Here is a 24,798-nt window from a genome sequence, read left to right on the forward strand (position 1 = left end):
CACCTGGGATCGGGAAAGGAGAAGGTCGATGGGCGAGCTCAGAGAACGCAATCAGCCCAGGAGCACCGGCCTGTTGGCCAGCGCCATCGGCGGTGCCCTGGTCGGTGCAGCCGGTCTGGGCTGGTGGTTGCTCTCGGAGGCGGAGCGGCGGCGCCAGGCCCTGCGTCAGCGCCGCAGCCTCAGCCTTTCACGGCTGCAGGAGGGCTCACGCGATGGGGAACTCGGTGAACACCGCCCCCTGCTGGACAGTGAATTGCAGCACAAGGTCAAGGAGCTGAACCGGGCCATCGAGGATGTGCGCCGCCAGCTGGAGTGCCTCAGCCCCGAAGACTGAGGCGAGGCCCGCTCCGGCCGGATCGTTAACTTGCTTGAGCTGCTCCCCTTGCCCATGCTCCGCTCTGCCGCCATCACCGCAGGCATCCAGCGGTCCCCCAATCGCGCCATGCTGCGGGCCGTCGGTTTTGGCGACGCTGACTTCGACAAGCCGATCATCGGCATCGCCAATGGCTACAGCACGATCACTCCCTGCAACCTGGGGCTGAACGACCTCACCGAGCGGGCCGTGGCAGCGGCCCAGTCGGCGGGGGCGATGCCGCAGACCTTCGGCACCATCACCGTCAGCGACGGCATCTCGATGGGCACCGAGGGCATGAAATATTCGCTGGTGAGCCGGGAGGTGATCGCCGATTCGATCGAAACCGCCTGCAACGCCCAGAGCATGGACGGCCTGCTGGCGATCGGCGGCTGCGACAAGAACATGCCCGGCGCCATGCTCGCCATGGCCCGCATGAACATCCCGGCGATCTTTGTGTACGGCGGCACGATCAAGCCCGGTCGGCTCGGCCCCTGCGATCTCACCGTGGTGAGTGCCTTCGAGGCGGTGGGTCAGTTCTCCGGTGGCCGCATCGACGCAGCCGAACTGCTGGCGATCGAGAAGAACGCCTGCCCCGGTGCCGGCAGCTGTGGCGGCATGTTCACCGCCAACACGATGAGCTCGGCCTTTGAAGCGATGGGCCTGAGCCTGCCGGGCAGCTCCACCATGGCGGCGGAAGATCCGGAGAAGGCCGAAAGCGCTGCCCGCTCTGCCGAGGTGCTGGTGCGGGCGATTGCGGCGAACATCTGCCCCCGCGATCTGATCACCCGCGAGGCGATCGAGAATGCGATCAGCGTGATCATGGCCGTCGGCGGCTCCACCAATTCGGTGCTGCACCTGCTGGCGATCGCCCGCACCGCCGAGGTGCCGCTCACCATCGACGACTTCGAAACCATCCGCCAGCGGGTGCCGGTGATCTGCGATCTCAAGCCCAGCGGCCGCTACGTGACCGTGGATCTGCACAATGCCGGCGGCATTCCCCAGGTGATGAAGCTGCTGCTCGATGCCGGCCTGCTGCACGGCGATTGCGGCACGATCGAGGGGCGCACCCTGCGCGAGGTGCTCGCCGATGTGCCAAGCGAGCCCCCGGCCGATCAGGACGTGATCCGGCCCCTGTCCAATCCGCTCTATGCCAAGGGGCACCTGGCCATCCTCAAGGGCAATCTGGCGGAAGAGGGGGCGGTGGCCAAGATCAGCGGCGTGAAGACCCCCGTGATCACCGGCCCAGCCCGCGTGTTCGAGAGTGAGGAAAGTGCCCTGGAGGCGATCCTGGCTGGATCGGTGGGCGCCGGTGATGTGGTGGTGGTGCGTTACGAGGGCCCCGTGGGTGGCCCCGGAATGCGCGAGATGCTCTCCCCCACCGCCGCGATCGTGGGCCAGGGGCTGGGGGAATCAGTGGCGCTGATCACCGATGGGCGCTTCAGCGGCGGCTCCTACGGCCTGGTGGTGGGCCATGTGGCCCCTGAGGCCGCCGTGGGCGGCACCATCGCCCTGGTGGAAGAGGGCGACAGCATCACCGTGGATGCCCACCAACTGCTGATTCAGCTCAATGTGGATCCGGCTGAACTGCAGCGCCGCCGGGCTGCCTGGGTGAAACCCCAGCCCCGCTACCGCACCGGCGTGCTGGGCAAGTACGCCCGCCTGGTGAGCAGCAGCAGCCTGGGGGCGGTCACCGATCAGGGCTGAGCAAGGCCCGCAGGCGCCGGGCCAGGGCCTCCAGGGGTGCCCCTTGGCTCGGGCGTTCGGTGCGCAGCCCGGTCTCCGCGTCCATCCAGACGGGATGCTGGCCATGCCAGAGCATCGGCAATGCCGGTTGCTCCGGCCAGCTGAGCATCAGGTGAAGCTCGTCGCCGCTGCGGTAAAGCTCCAGCTCGATGTCCAGCTCCGGCAGTCGTTCACCATCGGCGCGGCGCGGTTGGATTCGCAGGCACTGGTCCACGGGATCCTCGAGCGGTGGGCCGGGCTCGCTGCCCAGCTTGGCAGGCAGCGCCTCCCCGACCATCTCACCTACCACCGCATGGCGGTGGGGCTTGAGGCAGAGATCGGCGGCGGCGGCGATTCGCCGGCTCAGCTCTTCCGGCACCGTCACGGCAGGGCCCGCACTGCCAGCAGGGAGAACTGCAAGGGCCCGGCCCGGAAGCCGGCATTGAGCTGACCATCGTCCCCAAACTTCGAATGCAGGATCTGCAACCGGGTGACCCGGCAGGCATCGAAGCGCAGTGGCAGATTGAGGGGGCGGGCCCGCACCGAGGCCCGCAACTGATCGAAGCCGATCTCAACCAGCTGGGCTGGCTGATCCGGGGAGAGGACGGAGGTGTCGAACTCCGCCACCCAGCGCAGGCCGCCTGGAATCAGTTCGGTCAGTCCGGCCAACCCGTCGGCGCAGGCCACGGCGAGCTTGTAGCGCCGGCCATCGCCGCGCACTTCAAGCTGCAGGGACCGGTAGGCGCCCAGGTCGAGGGGGGGAGAGAACAGCGGAGACCTGCAGCTGACAAATCCACCACCCTGCTCGACCACTTCGGCCTCCAGGACCAGACCCTCCGGACCGACACGGCAGGCACCGCTGCTGCTCCCACCCATGATCGTGTCGTTGAGCGCCAGCCAGCCACTGAAGCCATCTCCGCTCACCAGCAGCATCGGCGACCTCATCAAGGCGATTGCGATTCGATCACCCAGCCTGCCGCAGCAGCTGGATCGGCCAGGATCAGCACGGGTGTGCGTGGGCGCACCAATCGGGCCGGGGTGCGGCTGGCGGGCTCGTTGGGATCGACCAGCCGTTGCAGGGCCTGCTGTTTCCCCTCCCCGCTCACCAGAAAGATCACCCGCCGCGCCGCACTGAGCACCGGCGCCGTGAGGGTGACGCGCGGCAGCCCTTTGCCTTCGCTCACGGTGACGCTGCGATCGGTGACGCCGGTGGCGGCGGTGCCGGGAAAGAGAGAGGCGGTGTGTCCATCGTCGCCCAGGCCGAGCAGAACCAGATCAAACACCGGTGGGTCGCCGGGGCAAAGCCGGCCCAACAGCTCGGCGTAGGCGAGAGCGGACTCGCCTGGACTGGCTTGATCCGTGGGGACCGGATGGAAACAGGCCATCGAGCCAGGACCTGCCGCCAGCAGGGATCGCCGCAGCATCAGAGCATTGCTCGAGGGATCATCAGCCGGAACGAAGCGCTCATCACCGAGCAGAACATCGACCCGCTCCCAGGGCAGGTGCTGCTCACCCAGCAGCCGGTAGGCGACTTCCGGGGTGGTGCCGCCGGCCAGGGCGATCTGGGCACGATTCCGCTCCGCCAGGGCCAGGTCGATCGTGGTGGCGATCGTTTCAGCCGCCAGGCGAGCCAGGGCCTGGCGATCAGCAGCTTTTTCGAGCCGGTAGGTGACGGGGGCAGACCCGCTCATCCGAGCCACTCGGTGTGGAAGGCACCGTCGCGGTCCACGCGCCCGTAGGTGTGGGCGCCGAAGCAGTCACGCATGGCCTGCAGGAGGTTCTGGGGCAGGCGGGCGGTGCGGTAGCTGTCGATGTAATCGAGGGTGCTGCTCAGGCACGGCACGGGAATGCCGGCCAAGGCGGCATCCGCCACCACCTGGCGCAGGCCGGGAAGACGTCGGTTGATCTGCTCGGCGAACCAGGGGTCCACCATCAGGTTCGCCAGACCCGGGTTGGCGTCGTAGGCGTCCTGGATGCGCTGCAGCAGGCGGGCGCGGATGATGCATCCCCCCTTCCAGATCTGGGCGATCGAGGAGAGCTGCAGCTTGTAGTCGTGCAGCTTGGAGGCTTCCACCAGCAGGGCCATGCCCTGGGCGTAGCTGGCAATGCAGGCAAGAATCACCGCATCGCGCAGTGGCGGCAGGCCATCGGCCGCCGCGCCCAGGTCGACGGGGTGGGGCGCCGGGCCCGGCAGCACCGCTTCGGCGGCCACCCGTTCCGTTTTCATCGAGCTCATCACCCGGCCATTGAGCGAGGCGTAGATGGTGGGCACGGGCACCCCCATCTCCAGAGCACTGATCACGGTCCAGAGGCCGGTGCCTTTCTGGCCGGCCACATCGAGGATTTTCTCGACCAGGTCGCCGCCATCCTCGGGATCGCGGGTGCGCAGGCACACCTCGGTGATCTCGACCAGATAGGAGGAAAGCTCTTCGAGCTGGTTCCAGCCGTCGAACACATCGGCCATGGCGATGCCTTCGAGGCCAGCGCCCCGCTTCATCAGGTCGTAGGCCTCCACCAGGATCTGCTCGATCCCGTATTCGATGCCGTTGTGCACCGTTTTCACGAAATGGCCGGCGCCACCGGGGCCGATGTAGGTGACGCAGGGGCCGTCCTCCACCTGGGCGGCCATCTTGGTCACCAGGCTCTCAATCGCGTCGTAGGCCGCCTTGGTGCCGCCCGGCATCATGCTCGGCCCCTCCAGGGCCCCTTTGGCGCCGCCGGAGACGCCCATGCCGATGTAGCCGAAGCTCTTGCTCTCCAGCTCCTTCACCCGCCGCTCGGTGTCGGTGTAGAGGGAGTTGCCACCGTCGATCAGCAGATCGTCCTCCTCCAGGAAGGGTGAGATCGCGGCGATGGTGTCGTCGATCGGCTGGCCCGCCTTGATCATCATCAGGATGCGGCGGGGGCGCTCCAGGCTGGCGACGAACTCCTCAAGGGTATGGGCGCCGATGATCTGGAGGCCGGCGCCGCGACCGTTGAGGAACTCTTCCGTCTTGGCCCAGGTGCGGTTGTAGACGACGCTGGAGAAGCCGTTGCGCTCGGCGTTGAGGACAAGGTTCTCGCCCATCACGCCCAGGCCGATCAGGCCGAAGTGCGCTTTGCTCATGTCAGGAGGGCTTGCAAACCTTTCGGTGCCAGTGTGCCCGTGGGCCAGGCCCGACGCCGTCGCGGGCGTGGCTGTGTCAGCAACCGCTCAGATCACCGTGCCATCGGCCACCGTGGCGTTCTTCTCCACCACCACGATGCCGTTGCGGATGTAGAAGCCCAGCTCGGGGCGGTCGGCTTCTTCGATGTGATCCTTGTTCACGATCGTGACGTTGCGGCCGATCCGCACGTTCTTGTCAAGGATGGCGCGCCGCACGGTGGTGCCATGGCCCACCCCCAGCGGGATGCCGCCCCGCTCCCGCAGAACGGCGCGCTCCTCGGCGGATTCGTAATAATCGGCGCCCATCACCAGGGTGTCCTGCAGCACCACTTCCCCCTCGATCCTGGAGCGCACACCGAGCACGCAATGGTGGATGCTGCAGGCCTGCAGAAGGGATCCTTCCCCGATGATCGACTGGGTGACCTGGGTGTCGAGCAGTTTGCTGGGGGGCAGGTAACGAGGCCGTGTGTAGATCGGGAACTTCTCGTCATAGAAGGAGAAGGCAGGCCTAGGTTGATCGGTGAGGGCCAGGTTGGCTTCGTAGAAGGCCCCGATCGTGCCGATGTCCTCCCAGTAGTCATCGAAGAGGAAACTCTGCAGGTTGTCGCCGCGGCCCAGGGCCAGAGGGATGATCTCCTTGCCGAAATCGGTGGCGCCTGGGTTGCTGCTCAGCAGGTCGAAGAGGGTGTGGCGGCTGAACACATAGATCCCCATCGAGGCGAGATAGGGACGACGGGCCGCCTCCGCTTCCGCCAGACCGAGTTTGGCCGTATTCATCTTCATGGCCGCCAGCGCCGCGCCCTTCGGTTTTTCGCTGAATTCCCGGATCCGTCCATCGTCGTCGGCGCGCATCAGACCGAAGCCTTCGGCCTGCGCTTCATCCACTGGCAGCGCACCGACGCTGAGGTCTGCACCGGTTTCGATGTGGTGCTTCACGAAACGGCTGTAGTCCATCCGGTAGAGCTGGTCACCGGAGAGGATCAGGTAGTGGTCCACGTCCCATTCCTGGAACAGCCACTGGTATTTGCGCACCGCATCGGCGGTGCCTTCAAACCAGCTGGGGCTGTCCGGGGTCTGCTGGGCAGCGAGCACCTCCACGAAGCCCTGGCCGAAACCTGCCGAGAGGTTGTAGGTCTGGGTGAGGTGTCGGTTCAGGGAAGCGCTGTTGAACTGGGTCAACACGTAGATCTTGTTGATCCCCGAATTGATGCAGTTGCTGATCGGAATATCGATCAGACGGTACTTTCCGGCCAGGGGAACGGCTGGCTTGGCCCGCATCTTGGTGAGGGGATAGAGGCGGGTGCCCGCTCCTCCGCCGAGGATGATCGCCAGAACCCGCTTCATGACTCACTCTTCACAGGTCTGTTTCCAGCACCAGAGCACCGTACCGGAGCGTTTGACCGGGCAAGGCGGCTGCCTGTGGACCGCACCAAACTGTGGCAATGGCCACCATCCCCTGGCCTGATCAAGCGTCGGGGCTGCCGCCGTCAAGCTCGAAGAGCTCATGCAGCACCTGCATGGCCAGATGTCGCTGCTGTCTGGGCTGGGGAGCCCGCAGATGGGTGACAGGGCTGTGCAACACCTTGTTGATGATCCCTTTGCTGAGTGCTTCGACGACTTTCCGCTCCCGGGCGGACAGATCGGGCCCCATGCGGCTGAGGGCTTTCTGCAGCTCCTGTTCCCGGATCGTCTCAAGGGTCTGGCGCAACCGGTTCAAGGTGGGCACCGCCTCCAGACCATCCCACCATTCCAGGAACTGGCGGGTTTCGTCCTGCAGCAGACCTTCGGCCTCGATGGCAACCTCGCGCCTGGCCTCCTGGTTGCGGGTCACCACTTCCTGGAGATCGTCCACGTCGTAGGCATCCACGCCAGCGAGATCGCTGACACCCGAGCGGATGTTGCGGGGAACACCGATGTCGATCAGCATCAGTGCCGAGCGCCGGTTGAGCCCCCCAAGCCGGGTTGCGTCGATGATTGGCTGCTCCGCAGCGGTGCTGGTGAACACCAGTGAGCAGGTGCTGAGGCAGTGGTCGAGGTCGGAAAGGGGTCTGCACTGCACCGGCAGCTCGGGGAAATCGGCAGCAAGGGCCTCGGCCCGCTCCACGGTGCGGTTGAGCAGCACGAGGGCGCGACATCCCTTGGCCTGCAGATGCTGCAGCAGCAGCCGCGCCATCCGGCCTGCCCCCACCACGGCCACCTGCTCCTGATCGAGCGGCACCAGCTCATCGAGGCCGCGGGCCTGGCCCAGCTTCAGCTGGGCAAGCTCGACGGCCGCCGAGCTGATCGACACCGCGCCGGTGCCCAGGTTGGTTTCGGTGCGCACCCGCTTGCCGGTGCTCACCGCCTGGTTGAGCAGCCGGTTGAGGATCGGCCCGATCGAGCCATGCTCCTGTCCCAGCCTCACCATCTTTTTCACCTGGGAGAGGATCTGGCCCTCGCCCAGCACGAGGCTGTCAAGGCCGGCGGCGACGCGCAGCAAGTGAACCACCGCCTCTTCGTGGTGGTAAGTGAACAGATGGGGAGTGAGATCGCCGAACTCCAGCCCTGAGTGCCGACTCAGAAAGGAGCCCACCGCCGTGATTCCCTGCTCCTGGCTACGCAGCAGGGTGTAGATCTCCAGCCGGTTGCAGGTGCTGAGGATGGAAGCCTCCAGCACCTGGGAATCGCCGCGCAGGGTCTGGAGGGATTCCTCCATCGTTTGCTCGGGGATGCTGAGCCGCTCGCGGATCTCGACCGGGGCCGTGCGATGGCTGAGGCCGACGACGGCGATGTGCATGGGGAGGGGTTCAGCGCAGGGCGACGCTCTGGGCGCCGTCCTTGATGTGGATCGTGTCGGTGAAGCGGGCGCTTTGATCGAGGGAACTGATGATCAGGCTGCTGGTGCGGGTGCAGTCGTGCTCGAAGACGACCCCCTTGAACAGCAGTCCGGGGGTGATGCCGCTGCCTGCGAACACCACATTCTCCCCGGAGGCCAGTTCCTCGGCTTCATAAACCTTATCGATGTCGGTGATGCCCATCGAGTGGAGCCTTTCCACGTTGCCCTCCTTGGTGTAATCGGCCCACTCGGTTGTCTGGGCAATGGCCGGGTCGTAGACCAGCTGGCCCTGGAAGTGGGCGCCCAGGCAGCGCAGGGCTGCGGCGGAGATCACCCCTTCAGGGGCGGCGCCGATGCCCATCAGGCAGTGGGTGCCGGTGCCGGCGAAGCCGCAGGCGATCGCCGCCTGAACGTCACCGTCGCTGATCGGCTTGACCCGGGCACCGGTGGCACGGATCTCGGCGATCAGCTCCTTGTGGCGGGCCCGATCCATCACCACGATCACCAGCTCGCTGGCAGGCAGGCCGAGGCACTCGCTCAGAATGGCGATGTTCTCGGTGGCGCTCTTGCGGATGTCCACCTTGCCCTTGGCGGCCGGGGGAGCCGCCAGCTTCTTCATGTAGAAGTCGGGAGCATTGAACAGCCCGCCGCGATCGGAGGCGGCCAGCACGGCCATCGAGCCATCCTGAGCGTTGGCGCAGAGGTTGGTTCCCTCGCAGGGATCCACGGCGAAGTCAACGCCGGGGCCGGTGCCGCTGCCCACTTCCTCGCCGATGTACAGCATGGGGGCTTCGTCCCGTTCCCCCTCGCCGATCACGATCCGGCCCTGCATGACGATGGAGCCCATGCGCTTCCGCATCGCCTCCACGGCAGCCGCATCGGCCTCATCCTTCTTCCCCAGCCCGGTGAGATGGGCAGAGGCAATGGCGGCCTGCTCGACGACTTCGAGCAGTTCCTGAATGAGGGTGCGATCCACGGGGGTCTGGCAGAGAGGGAGAAAACGTCAACTGAAAGGCCGGCAGTTCAGCTGCAGCAAGGCCTTTCAGCCATTAGACGATCGATACTGTATCAGCGACGATCAGGGCTCACCGGCCGGGCCTGTCCGGCCTGTTCCAGGCTTCCAGCCGATTCCTACAATCACGGTGCTCCTTATGCCCCAGTGGCCCCAGCCATGAGCACGAAGCCTCTGGTGATCGCTCCGTCGATCCTTTCCGCTGATTTCGCCCGCCTCGGCGATGAGGTCAGGGCCGTCGACGAAGCAGGTGCCGACTGGATCCATGTCGACGTCATGGACGGCCGCTTCGTGCCCAACATCACGATCGGCCCGCTGATCGTCGAGGCCCTCCGTCCGGTGACTACCAAGCCGCTTGACGTTCATCTGATGATCGTGGAGCCGGAGAACTATGTGGCGGATTTCGCCAAGGCCGGAGCCGACCACATCTACGTGCAGGTGGAAGCCTGCCCGCACCTTCATCGCAATCTTGGTCAGATCAAGGACCTGGGCAAGAAAGCCGGTGCGGTGCTCAACCCCGGCACCTCGCTCGACACCCTGGAGTACTGCCTGGAGCTCTGTGACCTGGTTCTGATCATGAGCGTCAACCCTGGCTTCGGCGGGCAGAGCTTCATCCCTTCGGCGGTCGAAAAGGTGCGGCGTCTGCGGCGGATGTGTGATGAACGGGGTCTCGATCCCTGGATCGAGGTGGACGGTGGCCTCAAGGCCAATAATGCCTGGCAGGTGATCGAGGTGGGAGCCAACGCGATTGTTTCGGGTTCAGGGGTGTTCAATCAGCCCGATTACCGCGAGGCGATCAGCGGCATTCGCCACAGCCGCCGCCCCGAAACAGTCCTGGTCTGAAGGGACGACCGGCGCGGCTATTGCTTCCGGGTTGCCCCTGGCCCGTAGCGTCTGGGCAAAGGACGGCTGATCGGTCCGAACCGACTGAACTCCAGCTCAATTGCCGGTTTGCCGGAGCGGTGGACCGTGACGACCCCAAGCGGTTGCAGGTTCCCCAGCCAGGGGAGCCAGGCGGGACGAGCCAGTGGTTTTCCGGGCTCCAGGATGCCGAACAGCACCCCACTGGATCCGACATAGCCATCGGCGCGTTGCCACCAGGCGAACCCCCTGGAGTCCTTGTTGAAGGTGGTGTACTCGGCCTTCAGCTCAGGGCCCAGGGCCAGGGCCAGAAATCCAGGCAGCTCGTAGCGGTTGCCGGCGATCAGCTCGGCTTCCTGCAGCGCCTTCCAGATTGCCGGATGGCGCTGCAGATCCCTGCGCAGGCTGTCGGCAGGCATCAGCTCGCTGGAGGTATCGAGGCCCGGGGGTAGCAGGCCATCGAACATTCCCCAGCGCACCTGCAGGGCCAGAACCAGCAGCAACGGTGGCAGGAACACGGCTGTGCCCCAGGCCCCCAGTCTGATCCCCCTGCGGCACCAGCGCCGGTGTGGGCCAGCCAGCCAATCGCCAGCCAGCGGCAGCAGCAGCCACCAGGCCGGCACCAGCCAGCTGGCCAGCACATGCAGTCTTCCGGCCAGGAGCAGGAAAGCAATCAGCTGCGGCAGCACCAGCCAGCGCAGAAGCTGTCGGTGTGGTGCCGCCCCATCAAGGCCCGGCCGGGGCAGCAGTGCCACCAGCAGCACGGCGCCGATCGTCGGGAAGAGCAGCGCCAGCTGGGAGAGCAGGAACAGGGGTGGGGCTTCGAAGGCGTAGGCAGCGCCTGCACCGATCCTGCCGCCCTGGAACAGGAAGGATGCCCAGCCATTGCTCAGGTTCCAGAGCCATAACGGAGCGGAGACCAGCAGCCAGACCAGCAGTGCAACGGCGGGCCAGGGGCTTGCGTACCGCCGGCGGCGCTCCCTGCTGGCCAGGGTCCAGGCCAGCAGGGAGAGCAGCAGCAGCAAGGCGTGGTACTTACCAAGGGTGATCAAGCCGAGCAGGGCACCCAGTCCGATCGCCTGCCTGGCCGTGCCGGGCACGACCTGGGGGTGTCTTGACAGCCAGCAGAGCAGGGCCGCCATGGCCAGTAGCAGGGGGCTGTCCGGCAACAGCAGCACGCCACCGCAGAGGAACAGCAGGGGGCAGATACTGCCGATCACGGCGCTGAGCAGCCCGGCATTCCGGCCAAACCAGCGACCGGTCGCATCAGCCAGCAGGGCGAGGGCGAGGGTGTAGCTCAGCAGCGACGGGATGCGCAGGGCCAGAATCGAGCCGCCAAGCCGATGGCCGAGCCAGGCCCACAGTCCCACGGCTGCGGGATGATCGAAGTAGCTCAGGGCTGGATGAAGGCCGTAGAAGAGGTAGTAGGCCTCGTCGTACCCCGGCGGCAGGATGGCAATCAGGGCAAAGCGAAGCAGCAGCCCTGCCAGCAGCACAAGCGGCAGCAGCCATCTGGGCTGCAGAACACGTCCAGGCCCTGAGGCCTGTGGCTCAGTCACCGAGGAACCAGCCGTAGCTGTGCAGACCGATGCCGAGCAGGTTCACGCCGATGTAGCAAACCAGGATCACCACCAGTCCCGCCACCGCCACCAGGGCCGGCCTGCGGCCCTGCCAGCCTCGGCTGAGCCGGGTGTGCAGATAGGCGGCATAGACAAGCCAGCAGATCAGGGCCCAGGTTTCCTTCGGATCCCAGCTCCACCAGCTGCCCCAGGCCTCGTTCGCCCAGACGGCCCCACTGACCAGACCAACGGAGAGCAACAGGAAGCCGACAGTGATCGTTCGGTAGCTGAGGCTGTCGAGCTGCTCGTTGATCCCGATCGAGACACTGCTGAGCTGCAGTTCGCCGGAGGGGGTGGCCAGCTTGGCCTGGCGGTACCCACCGCTTCCGATTGAACTGCTGCGCAGTTGAAGGGTCTGCTGACGCTCGGTGAACAGCACCGCCAGGGAAAGCAACGAGCCCACCAGCAGCGCCGCATAACTCACCATGATCACGCTCACGTGCATGACCAGCCAGCTCGATCGCAGGGCCGGCACCAGCGGAGCGGCTTCCTGGAGGCGATCCGGCAGGGCGAAGCTGGCAAAGGCAACGCAGCCCAGGGCAATCGGCGTGGTGGCGGCCGGAACCAGGGGTGAGGGCCAGGAGCGCTCCACCAGCAACTGGGTGAGGCTGCAGGCCCAGGCCAGAAAGCAGAGCGATTCGTAGAGGTTGCTGATCGGGAAATGGCCCGATTCCCACCAGCGCAGGGTCAGCTGGGCCGTCAAACTCAGATTCGCCGCCGCGACCAGAACACGCACGAGGGTGCTGGGGGTGGCAGAGCTGACGCTCCAGAACGCCAGCGGCAGGGCGAGCAACAACAGACCGAAGGCCAGCAGGCCAAGGGCGAGAACCGGATCGGTCACGGCAGCCAGCACGGGAAGGGGGAACAACGGCTCTTGCCAGTCTGCCTGGACATCCAACCTCAGCGACTGGCCTGGCGCAGCAGCAGCAGTCCGGTGGCCAGCCCGACCAGGACCGGAGCCCAGGCGGCCAGGAAGGGTGAAAGGGTGCCCTTCACCCCCAGCGAACTGAAGATGAATGACATCAGGTAGTAGGAAAAGATCAGCAGCACACTGATCCCGAACCCCTGGCTGCGGCTGGTGCGGGCATCGGGGCGAACCCCGAGGCTGCTGCCGATCAGGCCGAACACCAGGCAGATGGAAGGAAATGCGAATTTCTCCTGAATCCTCACCCGCATGCGGCGGGCTTCCTTCCGGTCACCTGCTTCCCTGAGCAGCTTCTCGGCGCTGATCGCCTCGGACACCGACATGGCGGCGGCATCCTTGGGCAGGGCAGCCAGCTGCAGGGGTCCCTGGTCGAGCGGGTAGAGGTAGCGGCTGAAACGCGCCGAGGTGGTGGTGGCGTCCCTGTTGTCGATCAGCACCACCTTGCCGTCCCGGAATTCCCACATCCCCTCGGCAGGGCTCCAGATGGCCCGATCAGCGCTGAGGATCTGGGTTCGCCCGTCACGGGTGAAATCCAGCACCGTGACATCGATCATTTCTCCGTCCCTGAACTGTCCGGCGTAGAAGAGCTGGGAGAGATAGCGCTCACTTCCGGATTCCGCATCCTTGTTTTCCCGGCGGCTGAAGCGGGAATAGATGATGTTGCTGCCCTTCTCGGCGGCCACCGCCTTGCCGAGGGCCTGGTTGAGCACATCGCTGGCCTGCAGGTTGGCATTGGGCACGATCAGGTCGTTGAACAGGAAGGTGACCAGGCTCATCAGCACCGCCACCAGGAGGGCTGGAACGACCATTCGCCAGGTCTTCACCCCGAGGCTGCGCAGGGCTGTGAGCTCGCAGTTGCTGGAAAGCCCGCTGTAGGCCAGCAGGGTGGCCATCAAGGTGGCCATCGGAAACGACAACACCAGAAAGCCCGGCAAGCGCAGACCCAGCACCTGCAGGGCCACCCCGATCGGCAGCCCCGATTCGGTCACCCGGCGCACCAGTTCGAACACCACCCCCACCGAGAGGGATACGGCGGTGAAGGCGGCGATACCGAACAGGAGCGGGGGGACCAGCTCCGCGACCAGCCAGCGGTCCAGCAGGGGAAGTGGCCTGAGCACAGGCAGGTCTTGCCAGCCCTGGCTGGGTCGGCTCAAAGGCGGGTTGGCTCCCTGCACCTGATTCACAACTGAAAGGCCTCCCCGAGGTAATGCCGTCGAACCAGCGGATCCGCCGCGACCACCTCGGAGCGGCCGGCGGCCAGGATGCTGCCTTCGGTGAGGATGTAGGCCCGATCGGTGATGGCCAGGGTTTCCCGCACGTTGTGGTCCGTGATCAGCAAGCCCATCGACCGCTCCCTCAGGGTGCCGATCAGGGCCTGCAGATCGGCCACAGCCAGCGGGTCGACGCCGGCGAACGGTTCATCGAGCAGGAGATAGCGGGGTCCCCTGGGACCCACCGCCAGAGCCCGGGCCACCTCACAGCGCCGTCGCTCCCCCCCTGAGAGTTGAAAACCGAGACGGTGCTGGAAGCGGCTCAGGTGGAAGTCCTCGATCAGCTGCTCAAGGCGGGTGCGGCGAATCCCCGCCGGTGCACCACTTTCCTGCAGCGCCAGCTGCAGGTTCTGCCTGACGCTGAGCTGGCGGAAGACGCTGGGTTCCTGGGGTAGATAGCCGATTCCCAGGCGGGCCCGTTGGGGCATGGCCAGGCCTTCGACGGCACGGCCATCGAGCATCACCCTTCCCCGGTCGGGCTTCAGCCTGCCGGTGACCAGGTTGAAGGTGGTGGTCTTGCCGGCTCCGTTCGGGCCGAGCAGCCCCACCACTTCGCCGGGATGGAGTTCGAGGCTGACGCCCTTGACCAGGGGGCGGCCGCCGAGGCTGAGGGCGACCTCCTCAAGTTGGAGACTCATCGGGGCGCCGCAGTCCCTGGGCTGGCGTTGTTCTGCTGGAGGCGGAGCCGACTGAACACCTGCTGGCCGCTGCCGGGCTCCGCCAGAACCCTCTCACTGTCCACCAAGTAGACCACCCGCTCGGCCCGCAACAGATTTCCCCCTTCCTGGATCACATCGACATCGCCGGTCAGCACGATCCGGCCCTCCTTGGTGAAGTACTGGGCCTGGCGGGAGGTGGCCACCAGGCGCCGATCCGGATAAAGAATCCTGACGTTGCCGATCGCCGTGATGATGCCTGTGGCGTTGTCGGCCTTCTGGCTGTCCGATTCAATCGTGACCAGGCCGGTCGGCTGCGCTGCTGGCGGTGGTGGAGTTGCCGTTGCCGCGGCTGGAGTGGCGACGGGGACGGTGGCTGCGCCCTGGGCCCAGGCCCGAGGAGCGCTCAGCAGAACCAGCACCAGCAGCAGCGCACCCAGAGGCTGGTTCCGGGGATGTCGGGAGAGGGGCCGACCAGGGTTCATGGTTTGGCTGCTCCGTTGGGGATCAGCATCAGTCCGGTCCAAATCAGGCGTGAATCAGGCGTGAATCAGGCAGTGCCGGTGGAAAGCCTGAAGCGCAGGGGCGCTCGGCTGTTCATTTGGCGTGGAAATCGAGAGAATGGCTCTCAGACGAACGGCCATCAAATGAATGGCCTCAATTCAGCAGGGCCCTGCAGGGATGGATGGCCATTGCAGCTGACCGGGGAGAGACTGGGAAGCGGCAGGCTGCCCGGATCTCCGTTCTGTTGCAGACAGTGCAACCGGCCGCTGACCTGAGCGCGCAGCGGGCCGAGATCCAGCCCGAGCACCTCGTCAGGGAAAGGGGCCAGGCGCCCCAGCCCCTCGCCCATCAAGACCGTGGCTCCATGCCGGTTACCGCGCTCAAGATGGAGATGGGCCACAGCGATCTGCAGCAGGGATTGGAGCACGATCCGGTCCTGGCCGAGGGATTCATGCCAGAGCTCTTCCAGGCCGTCGTGGCATGGATACCAGGCGGCCTGGTTGAAGAGGGTGACAGCCGCAACGAAGCGGGGATCAAGGGCCAGATCGATCGGGGCCGGACTCGATGTCCGCCAGCCGGTGGGCCGGTCCGTCATCGCTTGGCCGGCTTCTTCATCGCCAGTTTGCGCAGACGGATCGACTCAGGCGTCACCTCCAGCATTTCGTCGGGTCCGATGTATTCCAGGGCGCGCTCCAGGGTCATCTGGATCGGGGACTGGAGGGTGTCGAGCACCTCAGCGCCGGCCGAGCGGATGTTGGTGACCTGCTTGGCCTTGCAGACATTCAGTTCCAGGTCGGGGGGACGGTTGTGTTCGCCGACGATCATCCCCTTGTAGACCTTCGTGCCCGGGGTGATGAAGAACTGACCCCGGTCTTCGGCGCCCTTGAGGGCATAGAAGGTGGCTGTTCCTTCTTCGAACGAAATCAGCACGCCGTTGCGCCGTGCTTCGAAATCCCCCTGCATCGGGCGGTACTCGAAGAAGGAATGGCTCATGATCCCCTCGCCACGGGTGGCGCGAACGAATTCGCCGCGGAAGCCGATCAGGCCCCGGGCGGGCACCACGAATTCCAGCTGGGTGCGTCCGTCGGCACCGGTTTCCATGTTCTGCATCTCGCCCTTGCGCATGCCGAGCTTTTCGATGCAGTTGCCGACAGCCTCTTCAGGCACGTCCATCACCAGGGTTTCAACGGGTTCGCAGGGGGTTCCGTCGATGGTGCGGAAGATCACTTGGGGCTGGGTGACCTGAAACTCGTAACCCTCCCTCCGCATCGTTTCGATCAGAATTCCAAGGTGAAGCTCACCCCGGCCGCTCACCGCGAAGCGATCCGGTGAGTCGGTGTCTTCGACCCGCAGGGCCACGTTGGTGAGCAGTTCCTTCTGAAGCCGATCCCGCAGCTGGCGGCTGGTCACGAACTTGCCCTCCTTGCCCGCGAACGGTGAATCGTTGATGACGAAGGTCATCTGGAGGGTGGGTTCGTCCACCCGGATCAGCGGCAGGGCCTCCGGGTGATCAGGGCAGGCGATCGTTTCGCCGATGTTGACCTCATCGAAACCGGCCACGGCCACCAGGTCACCGGCGTGAGCTTCGGCGATCTCAACCCTGGAGAGACCTTCAAAGCCCAGCAACTTGCTGATCCTGCTGCGCTTGATGCTGCCGTCATCGCGAATCAGCGCCGCCGTCTGGCCGGCCTTGATGGTGCCGTTGTGGACACGACCGATCACGATCCGGCCCAGAAAATCGGAGTAGTCGAGGGTGGTGACCTGGAGCTGCAGTGGCTTGTCCACATCGCCGACCGGGGGCGGCACATGGCGGAGGATCGCATCGAACAGCGGCTTCATGTTGTCGCTGTCGGTGGCCATGTCCGGCTTGGCAAAACCGCCCATGCCGCTGCCGAACAGGTAGGGAAAATCACACTGGTCGTCGTCGGCGCCCAGTTCCAGAAACAGATCGAGCACCTTGTCGACGGCCTGCTCAGGATCCACCCGGGCCCGGTCGATCTTGTTGATGAACACAATCGGCCGCAGACCCTGCTCCAGCGCCTTGCGCAGCACGAAGCGGGTCTGGGGCATCGGGCCTTCGTTGGCGTCGACGATCAGCAGGGCGCCATCCACCATGCCCAGCACCCGCTCCACTTCGCCGCCGAAGTCGGAGTGGCCCGGCGTGTCGACGATGTTGATTCGTGTGTCGCCGTAGGTGACGGCCGTGTTTTTGGAGAGGATGGTGATGCCGCGTTCCCGCTCCAGGTCGTTCGAGTCCATCACGCAGGTGGGAACGGCCTCTCCATCCCGGAAAATCCCCGACTGCTGCAACAGCGCATCCACCAAGGTGGTTTTGCCATGATCAACGTGGGCGATGATCGCGATATTGCGTATCGGGGCGCGCTGGGATGGGGCGCTCATGCAGCGGCAGAATCAATTGATCACCTTATCTCAGCCCCTCGCCTGGCCGCTTCGAACAGTTTCAGCGCTTCAGCCGATCCTTCGAAACGCCAGTGCCACGGTTCGTAGCTGACCCCCTGCCTGTTGCCCTTCGGAAAGGAGAGCCTGAAGTGGTGACGGTTGGCATGGCGCTCCAGCCAGGCGAAAGCCGGGGTGGTCTCGAAGGCATCCTTCAGGTTCGTGCCGGGGCGGGTTCCGTCGCCGAGGTCGAAGGCCAGGCCGGTGCTGTGTTCGGAAAAACCCGGCGGGGCACTCACCTTGGCCCGCTCGGCGGCACTTTGATTGCGTTCCGCCTTCACGTCGAAGAACAGCTGCTTCTGCAGGGCCAGGTCGCGAAACCCGCTCAGAACACGGAGATCAACGCCATCGGCTGCTGCCTCCCGCTGCATCGCCAGCAGGGGCTCGGCTGCGTCGCGATGGGCTTTGAGGCCTGGAGCCACCTGGATCAGCTGATCGGCGGAGACTTCCGGAAAGGGGAAATGACCCAGGAGGCGACCATCGAAGCTCCGCTGGGAGCCGAAGCCTGCGAGGGGGTCGGGGTCGAGGATCGTTCTGGCCAGAGGCACGATCACCACGAGAAGAAACCCGAGGGCCGCCAGGCCTGCGGCGCCGAGCACCAGTGGTTTGAGTGGGCCAGACGCTGCCGGGATCGGTCGAGCCGTTCGACGGGCTACCGGGATCTCGTGGGGCAGCTCTCGCGTGGGGAGCTTGGAGCGGGCACGGGGTGTCACTCCTGGAGGCACTCCCCGTGGCACTCCTCGTGGAACACTCCGTTCAAACAAGCTTGGAGACAATCTTAGGGCTGTGCCATCCGTGCTTCAACGCAGGGCCGGTCTTCGGTGTTAGCTTCCAGCTCAAGATCGTTCCAGCGGAGCAGGTTTCAAGATGTTGCGAGTCGCAGTTGTGGGTGGCGGCCCGAGCGGATCCTGTGCTGCTGAAGTGCTGGCCAAGGCGGGCATTCAGACCTGGCTGTTCGAGCGCAAGCTCGACAACGCCAAACCATGCGGAGGCGCGATACCGCTGTGCATGGTGGCTGAGTTCGATCTGCCCGCATCGATCATCGATCGGAAAGTTCGGAACATGAAGATGATTTCCCCTTCCAACCGGGAAGTGGACATTCATCTCGGTGACGAGAATGAATACATCGGCATGTGCCGCCGAGAGGTGATGGATGGTTTCCTGCGCGATCGCGCGGCCTCTATGGGCGCTCAATTGGTCAACGGCCTGGTTCAGAGCATCGATACCGGTGTGAATCGGCAGGGCCCTTATACCCTTCAATACGCTGACTATTCTTCAGGGGGACCCACCGGAGAGATCAGAACCCTGGAAGTGGATTTGATCGTGGGCGCCGATGGGGCCAACAGCCGGGTGGCCAAGGCCATGGATGCGGGTGATTACAACGTGGCGATCGCCTTTCAGGAACGCATCCGCCTTCCCAAGGAAGAGATGAGCTACTACGAAGACCTTGCCGAAATGTATGTGGGCACCGACGTCTCGCCTGACTTTTATGGCTGGGTCTTTCCGAAGTACGACCATGTCGCTGTTGGCACCGGCACGATGCAGCAGAACCAGAGCCTGATCAAAAGCCTCCAGAAGGGTATCCGGGCCAGGGCCAGCGCCCGTCTGCTCGATGGTGAGGTGATCAAGGTGGAGGCCCATCCGATCCCGGAGCATCCCCGCCCTCGCCGGGTCGTGGGCCGGATGGCCCTGGTCGGGGACGCAGCCGGTTATGTCACCAAGAGTTCAGGTGAGGGGATTTATTTCGCGGCCAAGAGTGGACGGATGTGCGCCGAGCAGATCGTCTCGGCGAGCGATCAGGGGCGGACCATTCCATCGGAGAAGGACCTCAAGGTTTATATCAAGAAGTGGGATCGCAAGTATGGTGCAACCTACAAGGTTCTTGAGATCCTTCAGAACATTTTTTATCGCAATGATGCGGCCCGAGAAGCGTTTGTCGAAATGTGTGACGACAAGGACGTGCAGCGCCTGACTTTTGACAGTTATCTGTACAAGCGGGTGGTGATGATGAATCCCTGGCAGCAGATCAAGCTCACTCTGATGACGCTCGGCTCGGTGCTGCGCGGCCAGGCTCTCGCTCCGATTGCCTACAAGCCGGTGGCCAGCGCGGTCCGCAGTCCCGAAGAGATGGAAGCCCATCGTCTGGCCAGGCTGCAGGCATCCCCTGAATCAGCACCCCACCAGCAGCAGCCTGATCCCGTTGGCGGACCCCTCCAGCCCCCTGCCCCGGCAACTGCCAAGGACAGCGGGGCCCGGGAGCCTGTGCTGGCCAGCAAAACCTGAGCCGTCTCAGCTCGCCAATCTGCTGAAGTCGGCCAGCACCAACGACTGGTTGCGCAGCACGCCGAGCAGATTCAGCCGATTGGTGCGCACGGCTGGATCGTCAGCCATCACCATCACGCTGGTGTCCCCATCGAAAAAGGCCGCCAGGGCAGGGGCCCCACCGATCAGTTCTGTGGCCAGGGTCCGGTAGCGATCCTCGGCCTGGTCGGCGGTGATCGGCAGGAGGTCTTTGAGCACGCGCAACATGCCCTGTTCACTTGCTGAGCTGAACAGAGCCGGATTCACCACGGCCATGGGGTCGAGGCTCGTGGTGTCGAGACTGCCTTTCTCGGCCAGTCGGCTGGCCCGTTGGACCACGGCCTGCAGGGGGGCCAGGGCTCCTGTGGACCGCAGTTCGGCGAGCAGTTCCACCCGCCGGCGGACATCGGCCACATCCGCCACCAATCGCCCCGCTGCCGCCCTGTCTCCTGCTACGGCCTGAACCAGGTCGGTATCGAAGCCCTGCTCCTCCAGCAGGTTGATCAGCCGCAGCCGCACCACGTCGGTCAGCTCCGTGGCCAGTGCAGCCGCATCCAGGCTGAGTTCCGGGAGCTGTTGCTGCCAATGGGCTGTCCCGACCTGCAGGACGGTGCTCAGATCCAGGGCCCAGCCCCGCTCCAGAAGGATCTGCACCAGGCCGTTGCCCGCCCTTCGCAGGGCGTAGGGGTCGGATGAGCCGCTGGGGCGCTCCCCCTTGGCATAGACGCTCAGCAGCAACTCCAGGCGCTCCGCGAGGGCGACGATGGCGCCGGCATCGGAGCTGGGCAGCTGATCAGCGGCTCCCCGGGGCAGATAGTGCTCCAGCACGGCCAGGGCAACAGGCCTGGCTTCCCCTTCGGCCAGCGCGTACTTGGCGCCCATCACCCCCTGGAGTTCAGGAAACTCGCCCACCATCTGGCTGACGAGATCGTTCTTGCAGAGGTGGGCGGCCCGGCGGGCGCTGAGGGCCGAGCTCTCCGGCAGATTCAGCTGATCCAGCAACAGGCCACTCAGCCACTCCAGGCGTTCGGCCCGATCCAGGAGGCTGCCCAGTCCCACCGCGAAGGTCACGCTGGCGAGTTGTTCTCGCCGCTGCTCACTGGTGACGGCCCGGTCTGCCGCCAGGAAGAATTCCGCATCGGCCAGTCGGGCCCTGAGCACCCTTTCATTGCCGCGCCGGATGGTCTCGATCGCTTCTGGCCTGCCGTTGCCGATGCAGAGAAAGCGGGGAAGCAGCGTTTCGGTGGCGTCGAGGGCCAGTGGATCATCAGGAGCTTTGGCGTGCAGCAGGGGGATGTAGCGCTGGTGGGTGCGCATCACCGTGCTGAGCACTTCTGGTGGCAAGGCCAGAAAGCGCTCCTCCACCCGCCCCTCGATCAGGGAGGGCGACTCCACCAGGTCAACGAGTTCCTCGAAGAGTTCGGTCGGGAAATCTGGACGGGCCGAGCAAGTGGATGCGGCCGTCTCGACCGCATCCCGGATCCAGCGGGCCCGATCCTCACGCTCCACCTGAACCCCCGCAGCGGCAAGGGTCTCGGCGTAGGCCGCCGCTGCCGGAATCGTCACGACAGCGCGGCTGAGCCGGTGGCCGCGGCTCAACCGCCCGCTCCGCACCACCGGATCGCAACCGGGCAGCTCGATCGGGATCGGCTGCTCATCAAGCAGGGCCACCAGCCAGCGGACCGGTCGGCTGAAGCGCTGCTCCCCCTCACCCCAGCGCATGAAGCGTCGTCCTTGCAGGGCGTTCACCCAGCCAGGGATCTCGCCAGCCAGCACCGCTGCGGTGGACTGACCGGCCTGGCGGGTTCTGGCAAACACGAAGGGCCCCTTGGCCGTCTGGCGAATCTCCAGGTCGCCGATGGCGACGCCGCAGCGACGGGCGAAGCCGTGGGCGGAGGGGGTGGGAGCGCCATCAGCGAAGGCCGCTCCGGCCGGCGGGCCCTTGCGGTCCTCTTCAAGGTCCTGCTGGTGGGAGGGCAACGCCGCGACGGTGATGGCGAGACGTCGTGGTGTGCCGGTGCTTCGCACCAGTCCATTGCCGAGCCGCTGGCTGCTCAGTGAGGCGTGCACCTGTCGCTCCAGCTGGGGCAGGGCCAGGCGAACGAAATCGGCCGGCAGTTCTTCAGTGCCGATCTCGAGCAGAAATGTGGCCACGGACGCCTCTCGGACGCCATCGACTGTATTGAACGCCTTTGGGTCGCAGCCGCTTCGCTACCTTCGAGAGATGCTGGCGAAGCCTTTGTGACCTCTTCCCCGCCTTTGAGCAAGTTCGAGCAACTCAAGGCGCGCAGCGACCATCTCAGGGAGCCCCTTGCCACCGAACTGGAGAACGAGAAGCCGTTCTTCACCGATGGTGCTGTTCAGATCCTCAAGTTCCACGGCAGCTACCAGCAGGACAATCGCGACCATCGCCAGAAAGGCCACGAGAAGGACTGGCAGATGATGCTGCGGCTGCGCAGCCCGGCGGGTCTGATTCCCGTGCCGCTCTACCTGGCCATGGATGACCTGGCCGACCGGCTCGGCAACGGCAGCCTGCGGGTCACCACCCGCCAGGCCTTCCAGATGCATGGCATCGCCAAGGCCGATCTGCGGGAAGTGATCGGCACGATCGTGCGGGCGATGGGCTCCACCCTGGCCGCCTGTGGTGACATCAACCGCAATGTGATGGCACCGGCGGCCCCCTTCGAGAAGGGCGGTTACCCGGCGGCCCGTCGCCTCGCTGACGCGATCGCCGATCTGCTCTCCCCCCAGGCGGCTGAAGGGTCGTATCTCGATCTCTGGGTGGATGGCGACCACCGTTACCGGTTTCAGCCCGAGGCGGCGGTGAAGCGGGCCCGCGAACGGCAGCGGCAGGGAGCCCTGTTCAGTGGCGACGCCACCGAGCCCCTCTACGGCGGCACCTATCTGCCCCGCAAATTCAAGGTGGCGGTCACGGTGCCCGGTGACAACTCCGTTGACCTGCTCACCCAGGACATCGGTCTGGTGGTGTTCTGCGATCCAGCCGGGCGGCTGCGGGGCTGCAACGTCTACGTCGGTGGCGGCATGGGACGAACCCACAACAAAGAGGACACCTTCGCCCGCACCGCCGATCCGCTCGGCCATGTGGCTGCGGAGCACATCCTCGATCTCGTTCAGGCCATTGCCGCCCTGCAGCGCGACCATGGCGACCGGGAACTGCGGCGTCATGCCCGCATGAAATATCTGATCCACGATCGCGGCATCGCCTGGTTCAAGCAGGAACTGATCCGTTACTTTCCCCACCCGATCAAGGCCCTGCGGCCGGAGCCGAAGACCAAGCTTCACGACTATCTCGGCTGGCACCGCCAGAGCAGCGGCCTCTGGTTCGTCGGGCTTCCCCTGCTCTGCGGTCGGCTGGAGGGAGCTGTCAAGCAAGGGCTGCGGCAGCTTGTCGAGACCTATCAGCTCGATGTGCGCCTCACTCCGAACCAGGATCTGCTGCTCTGCAACATCGGCACCAGCCAGCGCACGACGGTGCGCAACGCTCTGGTTGCTCTGGGTTTCGTCGCACCTGAGGCTCCCGCACGGCTGGCCCGTCACGCCCTGGCCTGTCCGGCCCTGCCCACCTGCGGGCTGGCCATCACCGAAGCGGAGCGGATTCTGCCCTCGGTGCTCGATCGTCTCGATGGCCTGCTCCACCGGCTGGACATCGACCAACCCGTGCTCGTGCGCATGACCGGTTGCCCCAATGGCTGTGCCCGCCCCTACATGGCGGAGATCGGGCTGGTCGGCAGTGGGGTGGATCAGTACCAGCTCTGGCTGGGAGGGACTCCCAACCTCAGCCGGCTGGCCACCCCTTACCTCGAGAAGATGCCCCTCGAACATCTGGAGACCACCCTTGAACCCTTGCTGCGGGACTGGAAATCGAATCCAGGCGGCGGCAGAGCGGCCAGCTTCGGAGATTTCGTCGGCCAGCTCGGCCCCGAGCGGGTGCGGGCCCTGCTGCCAGCTTGCTGATGCAACGCGTTAGCCGGCCCGGGATCAGGCCGCTCCATGGCGGGTCTGTTCACAGCGGGCTCATCCACAGGATGGTTCGGCTCGGCTTGATTGCGCTGCTGGTCGAGGTGCTGGTTGCCCTTTTCCCGGCCGGCCGCCTGATCGGCTCGACGGCCTTGCTGCCGGGCGCCCTGGCCCAGGGCCGCACGATGCCCACACCACCAGCCGCCCCCGCACGGGTCTACCGCCCCGATTTCGCCACCTGCCAACCGGATCACCTCACTGCCGCCTTTCGCCGCCAGCTCGACCAGTTCGTGGGACAGTCTCCCCAGGTGATGGCCCGGCTTCGCACGTTGCAGCTGGAGCTTGGTGAGGCCACTCTGCGCAGCTGCGCCGACCAGAACCTGATCAGCCGGGAGGTGGCGGAGCAGATCTGGCGGGATCTGCAGACGATGCCTCTGCCTCAGGCGCCGCCGGGCACAGGCAGCCAGCGCCCGTAGACCGCCGAGGCCTGAGCGGATTGCCAGGCCCAGAGCTGGTCGCCATGGCTGAAATGCCACCACTCATTGGGGTGCTGGCAGAAACCCGCCGCCGTCATCGCGCTCCGGAGCCTCAGCCTGCGGTGGTGCCAACGGGCCGGATGACCGTCGCTTTCCAGATCGAAGTCCGCGTAGTGGTCGGGTTCGGAGACCGGATCAATCGCATCGATCTCTCCGCCCATGGCCAGCGGCTCGCCACTGGCCTCTGCCAGGGTCAGATCCACGGCAGCACCGGTGCTGTGGGGCGGGGGCATGGACGGATCCTGGCTGGGCGGCGCCCAGAAACGCCCCACCTCCAGCCGGATCGCCTCGCGCTCCGGGCTGGCCACGGCGGCATCCACCCCCCTGGCGGCGCAGGTGCTGAGCAGGGCGTGCTCGACCATGAAGGCCTGCACGGCCACCGGCCGCCAGGCATCGAAGATCGCCAGTCGCCAGGTCGGTTCGTGGCGTTGCAGCTCGGCCTGGGCGATCAGCAGACGTTCGACCACAGCCCTGCGCAGCTGGAAGGGGGAACCACTGGCTCCATAGGGGGCGCCGAGTTCCATGTAGGGATGGGGCAGGAGGCGATGCAGGGCCAGCGGCAGCTCGATCAGGGGATCGTCGTTGTCGTGGATCGGGATGACGTTCCAGGGACGTGACACAGCGACATGGGGCGGACCGAC

Annotated in this window: 23 protein-coding genes; 6 read left to right on the top strand and 17 right to left on the bottom strand. The window is 65.5% G+C overall.

Translation table 11 applies throughout. From position 1 onward, the window contains the following. Positions 1–28 precede the first annotated feature (28 nt). Together KQ307_RS10420 and ilvD are read left to right on the top strand one after the other, a co-directional pair. Positions 29–334, top strand: a complete 306-nt coding sequence (locus KQ307_RS10420; RefSeq protein ID WP_259702252.1) for a hypothetical protein — start codon at positions 29–31, stop codon at positions 332–334. Positions 335–388: 54 nt separating this feature from the next. Next, complete coding sequence (gene ilvD, locus KQ307_RS10425) at positions 389–2,059, top strand: dihydroxy-acid dehydratase (RefSeq protein WP_259727987.1); 1,671 nt, start codon at positions 389–391, stop codon at positions 2,057–2,059. On the opposite strand, the gene KQ307_RS10430 is transcribed toward ilvD, so the two are convergent. The 7 genes from KQ307_RS10430 to glpX all read right to left on the bottom strand — a co-directional run bounded on the left by KQ307_RS10430 (position 2,043) and on the right by glpX (position 9,013). Then, positions 2,043–2,462 carry a hypothetical protein gene (locus KQ307_RS10430; protein WP_259727929.1) on the bottom strand — a complete coding sequence of 140 codons (420 nt, stop codon included), beginning with the start codon at positions 2,460–2,462 and terminating at the stop codon, positions 2,043–2,045. The two genes, ilvD and KQ307_RS10430, sit on opposite strands and share 17 nt — an antisense overlap. Next, positions 2,459–3,022, bottom strand: coding sequence for a CIA30 family protein (locus KQ307_RS10435; RefSeq protein ID WP_259727930.1), 564 nt, complete (start codon positions 3,020–3,022; stop codon positions 2,459–2,461). Before KQ307_RS10435 ends, KQ307_RS10430 begins: the two co-directional genes overlap by 4 nt. Continuing rightward, the gene (gene pgl, locus KQ307_RS10440; RefSeq protein WP_259727931.1) at positions 3,022–3,768 is read right to left on the bottom strand and encodes a 6-phosphogluconolactonase; all 747 of its coding nucleotides are present in this window, start codon (positions 3,766–3,768) and stop codon (positions 3,022–3,024) included. Before pgl ends, KQ307_RS10435 begins: the two co-directional genes overlap by 1 nt. Beyond that, a complete protein-coding gene (gene gndA / locus KQ307_RS10445; RefSeq protein WP_259702257.1) occupies positions 3,765–5,183 on the bottom strand; it encodes an NADP-dependent phosphogluconate dehydrogenase in 1,419 nt (472 codons plus the stop codon). Before gndA ends, pgl begins: the two co-directional genes overlap by 4 nt. 87 nt (positions 5,184–5,270) lie before the next feature. Continuing rightward, positions 5,271–6,566, bottom strand: coding sequence for a glucose-1-phosphate adenylyltransferase (locus KQ307_RS10450; protein WP_259702258.1), 1,296 nt, complete (start codon positions 6,564–6,566; stop codon positions 5,271–5,273). Positions 6,567–6,687: 121 nt separating this feature from the next. After that, positions 6,688–7,998: a glutamyl-tRNA reductase gene (locus KQ307_RS10455; protein WP_259727932.1), complete on the bottom strand. Its 1,311-nt coding sequence runs from the start codon at positions 7,996–7,998 to the stop codon at positions 6,688–6,690. A 10-nt stretch (positions 7,999–8,008) separates the two neighbouring features. Next, on the bottom strand, positions 8,009–9,013 hold the full coding sequence (gene glpX / locus KQ307_RS10460) for a class II fructose-bisphosphatase (protein ID WP_259727933.1): 1,005 nt from the start codon (positions 9,011–9,013) through the stop codon (positions 8,009–8,011). 195 nt (positions 9,014–9,208) lie between these two features. On the opposite strand from glpX, the gene rpe reads away from it, so the two are divergent. Further along, on the top strand, positions 9,209–9,892 hold the full coding sequence (gene rpe, locus KQ307_RS10465) for a ribulose-phosphate 3-epimerase (protein ID WP_259702261.1): 684 nt from the start codon (positions 9,209–9,211) through the stop codon (positions 9,890–9,892). Between the two features lie 17 nt (positions 9,893–9,909). Here rpe and KQ307_RS10470 read toward each other — a convergent pair whose 3' ends face one another. The 8 genes from KQ307_RS10470 to KQ307_RS10505 all read right to left on the bottom strand — a co-directional run bounded on the left by KQ307_RS10470 (position 9,910) and on the right by KQ307_RS10505 (position 17,941). Continuing rightward, entirely contained in the window at positions 9,910–11,469 is a 1,560-nt protein-coding gene (locus KQ307_RS10470; protein ID WP_259727934.1) for a glycosyltransferase family 39 protein, read from the bottom strand. After that, on the bottom strand, positions 11,462–12,370 hold the full coding sequence (ccsB, locus tag KQ307_RS10475) for a c-type cytochrome biogenesis protein CcsB (RefSeq protein WP_259727988.1): 909 nt from the start codon (positions 12,368–12,370) through the stop codon (positions 11,462–11,464). The genes KQ307_RS10470 and ccsB overlap by 8 nt, the downstream gene beginning before the upstream one ends. 59 nt (positions 12,371–12,429) lie before the next feature. Then, positions 12,430–13,608 carry an LptF/LptG family permease gene (locus tag KQ307_RS10480; RefSeq protein ID WP_259727935.1) on the bottom strand — a complete coding sequence of 393 codons (1,179 nt, stop codon included), beginning with the start codon at positions 13,606–13,608 and terminating at the stop codon, positions 12,430–12,432. Between the two features lie 26 nt (positions 13,609–13,634). Continuing rightward, on the bottom strand, positions 13,635–14,363 hold the full coding sequence (gene lptB, locus KQ307_RS10485) for an LPS export ABC transporter ATP-binding protein (RefSeq protein WP_259702265.1): 729 nt from the start codon (positions 14,361–14,363) through the stop codon (positions 13,635–13,637). Next, the gene (locus KQ307_RS10490; protein WP_259702266.1) at positions 14,360–14,866 is read right to left on the bottom strand and encodes an LptA/OstA family protein; all 507 of its coding nucleotides are present in this window, start codon (positions 14,864–14,866) and stop codon (positions 14,360–14,362) included. The genes lptB and KQ307_RS10490 overlap by 4 nt, the downstream gene beginning before the upstream one ends. A 158-nt stretch (positions 14,867–15,024) precedes the next feature. Further along, positions 15,025–15,480 carry a DUF309 domain-containing protein gene (locus tag KQ307_RS10495; protein ID WP_259702267.1) on the bottom strand — a complete coding sequence of 152 codons (456 nt, stop codon included), beginning with the start codon at positions 15,478–15,480 and terminating at the stop codon, positions 15,025–15,027. Beyond that, positions 15,477–17,285 carry a translational GTPase TypA gene (gene typA, locus KQ307_RS10500; RefSeq protein ID WP_259702268.1) on the bottom strand — a complete coding sequence of 603 codons (1,809 nt, stop codon included), beginning with the start codon at positions 17,283–17,285 and terminating at the stop codon, positions 15,477–15,479. The genes KQ307_RS10495 and typA overlap by 4 nt, the downstream gene beginning before the upstream one ends. 20 nt (positions 17,286–17,305) lie before the next feature. Next, positions 17,306–17,941, bottom strand: coding sequence for a D-alanyl-D-alanine carboxypeptidase family protein (locus tag KQ307_RS10505; RefSeq protein WP_259727936.1), 636 nt, complete (start codon positions 17,939–17,941; stop codon positions 17,306–17,308). A gap of 268 nt (positions 17,942–18,209) precedes the next feature. Here KQ307_RS10505 and chlP point away from each other — a divergent pair, with 268 nt between their 5' ends. Then, on the top strand, positions 18,210–19,625 hold the full coding sequence (gene chlP, locus KQ307_RS10510) for a geranylgeranyl reductase (protein ID WP_259702270.1): 1,416 nt from the start codon (positions 18,210–18,212) through the stop codon (positions 19,623–19,625). Between the two features lie 6 nt (positions 19,626–19,631). On the opposite strand, the gene glyS is transcribed toward chlP, so the two are convergent. Then, positions 19,632–21,797 carry a glycine--tRNA ligase subunit beta gene (gene glyS, locus KQ307_RS10515; RefSeq protein ID WP_259727937.1) on the bottom strand — a complete coding sequence of 722 codons (2,166 nt, stop codon included), beginning with the start codon at positions 21,795–21,797 and terminating at the stop codon, positions 19,632–19,634. 87 nt (positions 21,798–21,884) lie between these two features. Between glyS and sir the strand changes: the two genes are divergently transcribed. After that, the gene (sir, locus tag KQ307_RS10520) at positions 21,885–23,618 is read left to right on the top strand and encodes a sulfite reductase, ferredoxin dependent (RefSeq protein WP_259727938.1); all 1,734 of its coding nucleotides are present in this window, start codon (positions 21,885–21,887) and stop codon (positions 23,616–23,618) included. A 71-nt stretch (positions 23,619–23,689) separates the two neighbouring features. Further along, positions 23,690–24,097 carry a hypothetical protein gene (locus KQ307_RS10525; RefSeq protein ID WP_259727939.1) on the top strand — a complete coding sequence of 136 codons (408 nt, stop codon included), beginning with the start codon at positions 23,690–23,692 and terminating at the stop codon, positions 24,095–24,097. Here KQ307_RS10525 and KQ307_RS10530 read toward each other — a convergent pair. Beyond that, entirely contained in the window at positions 24,061–24,777 is a 717-nt protein-coding gene (locus KQ307_RS10530) for a M15 family metallopeptidase (protein ID WP_259727940.1), read from the bottom strand. The genes KQ307_RS10525 and KQ307_RS10530 overlap by 37 nt on opposite strands. Between the last annotated feature and the right edge of the window lie 21 nt (positions 24,778–24,798).

Source organism: Synechococcus sp. CS-1326 (assembly GCF_025128115.1).
Taxonomy (GTDB): domain Bacteria; phylum Cyanobacteriota; class Cyanobacteriia; order PCC-6307; family Cyanobiaceae; genus Regnicoccus.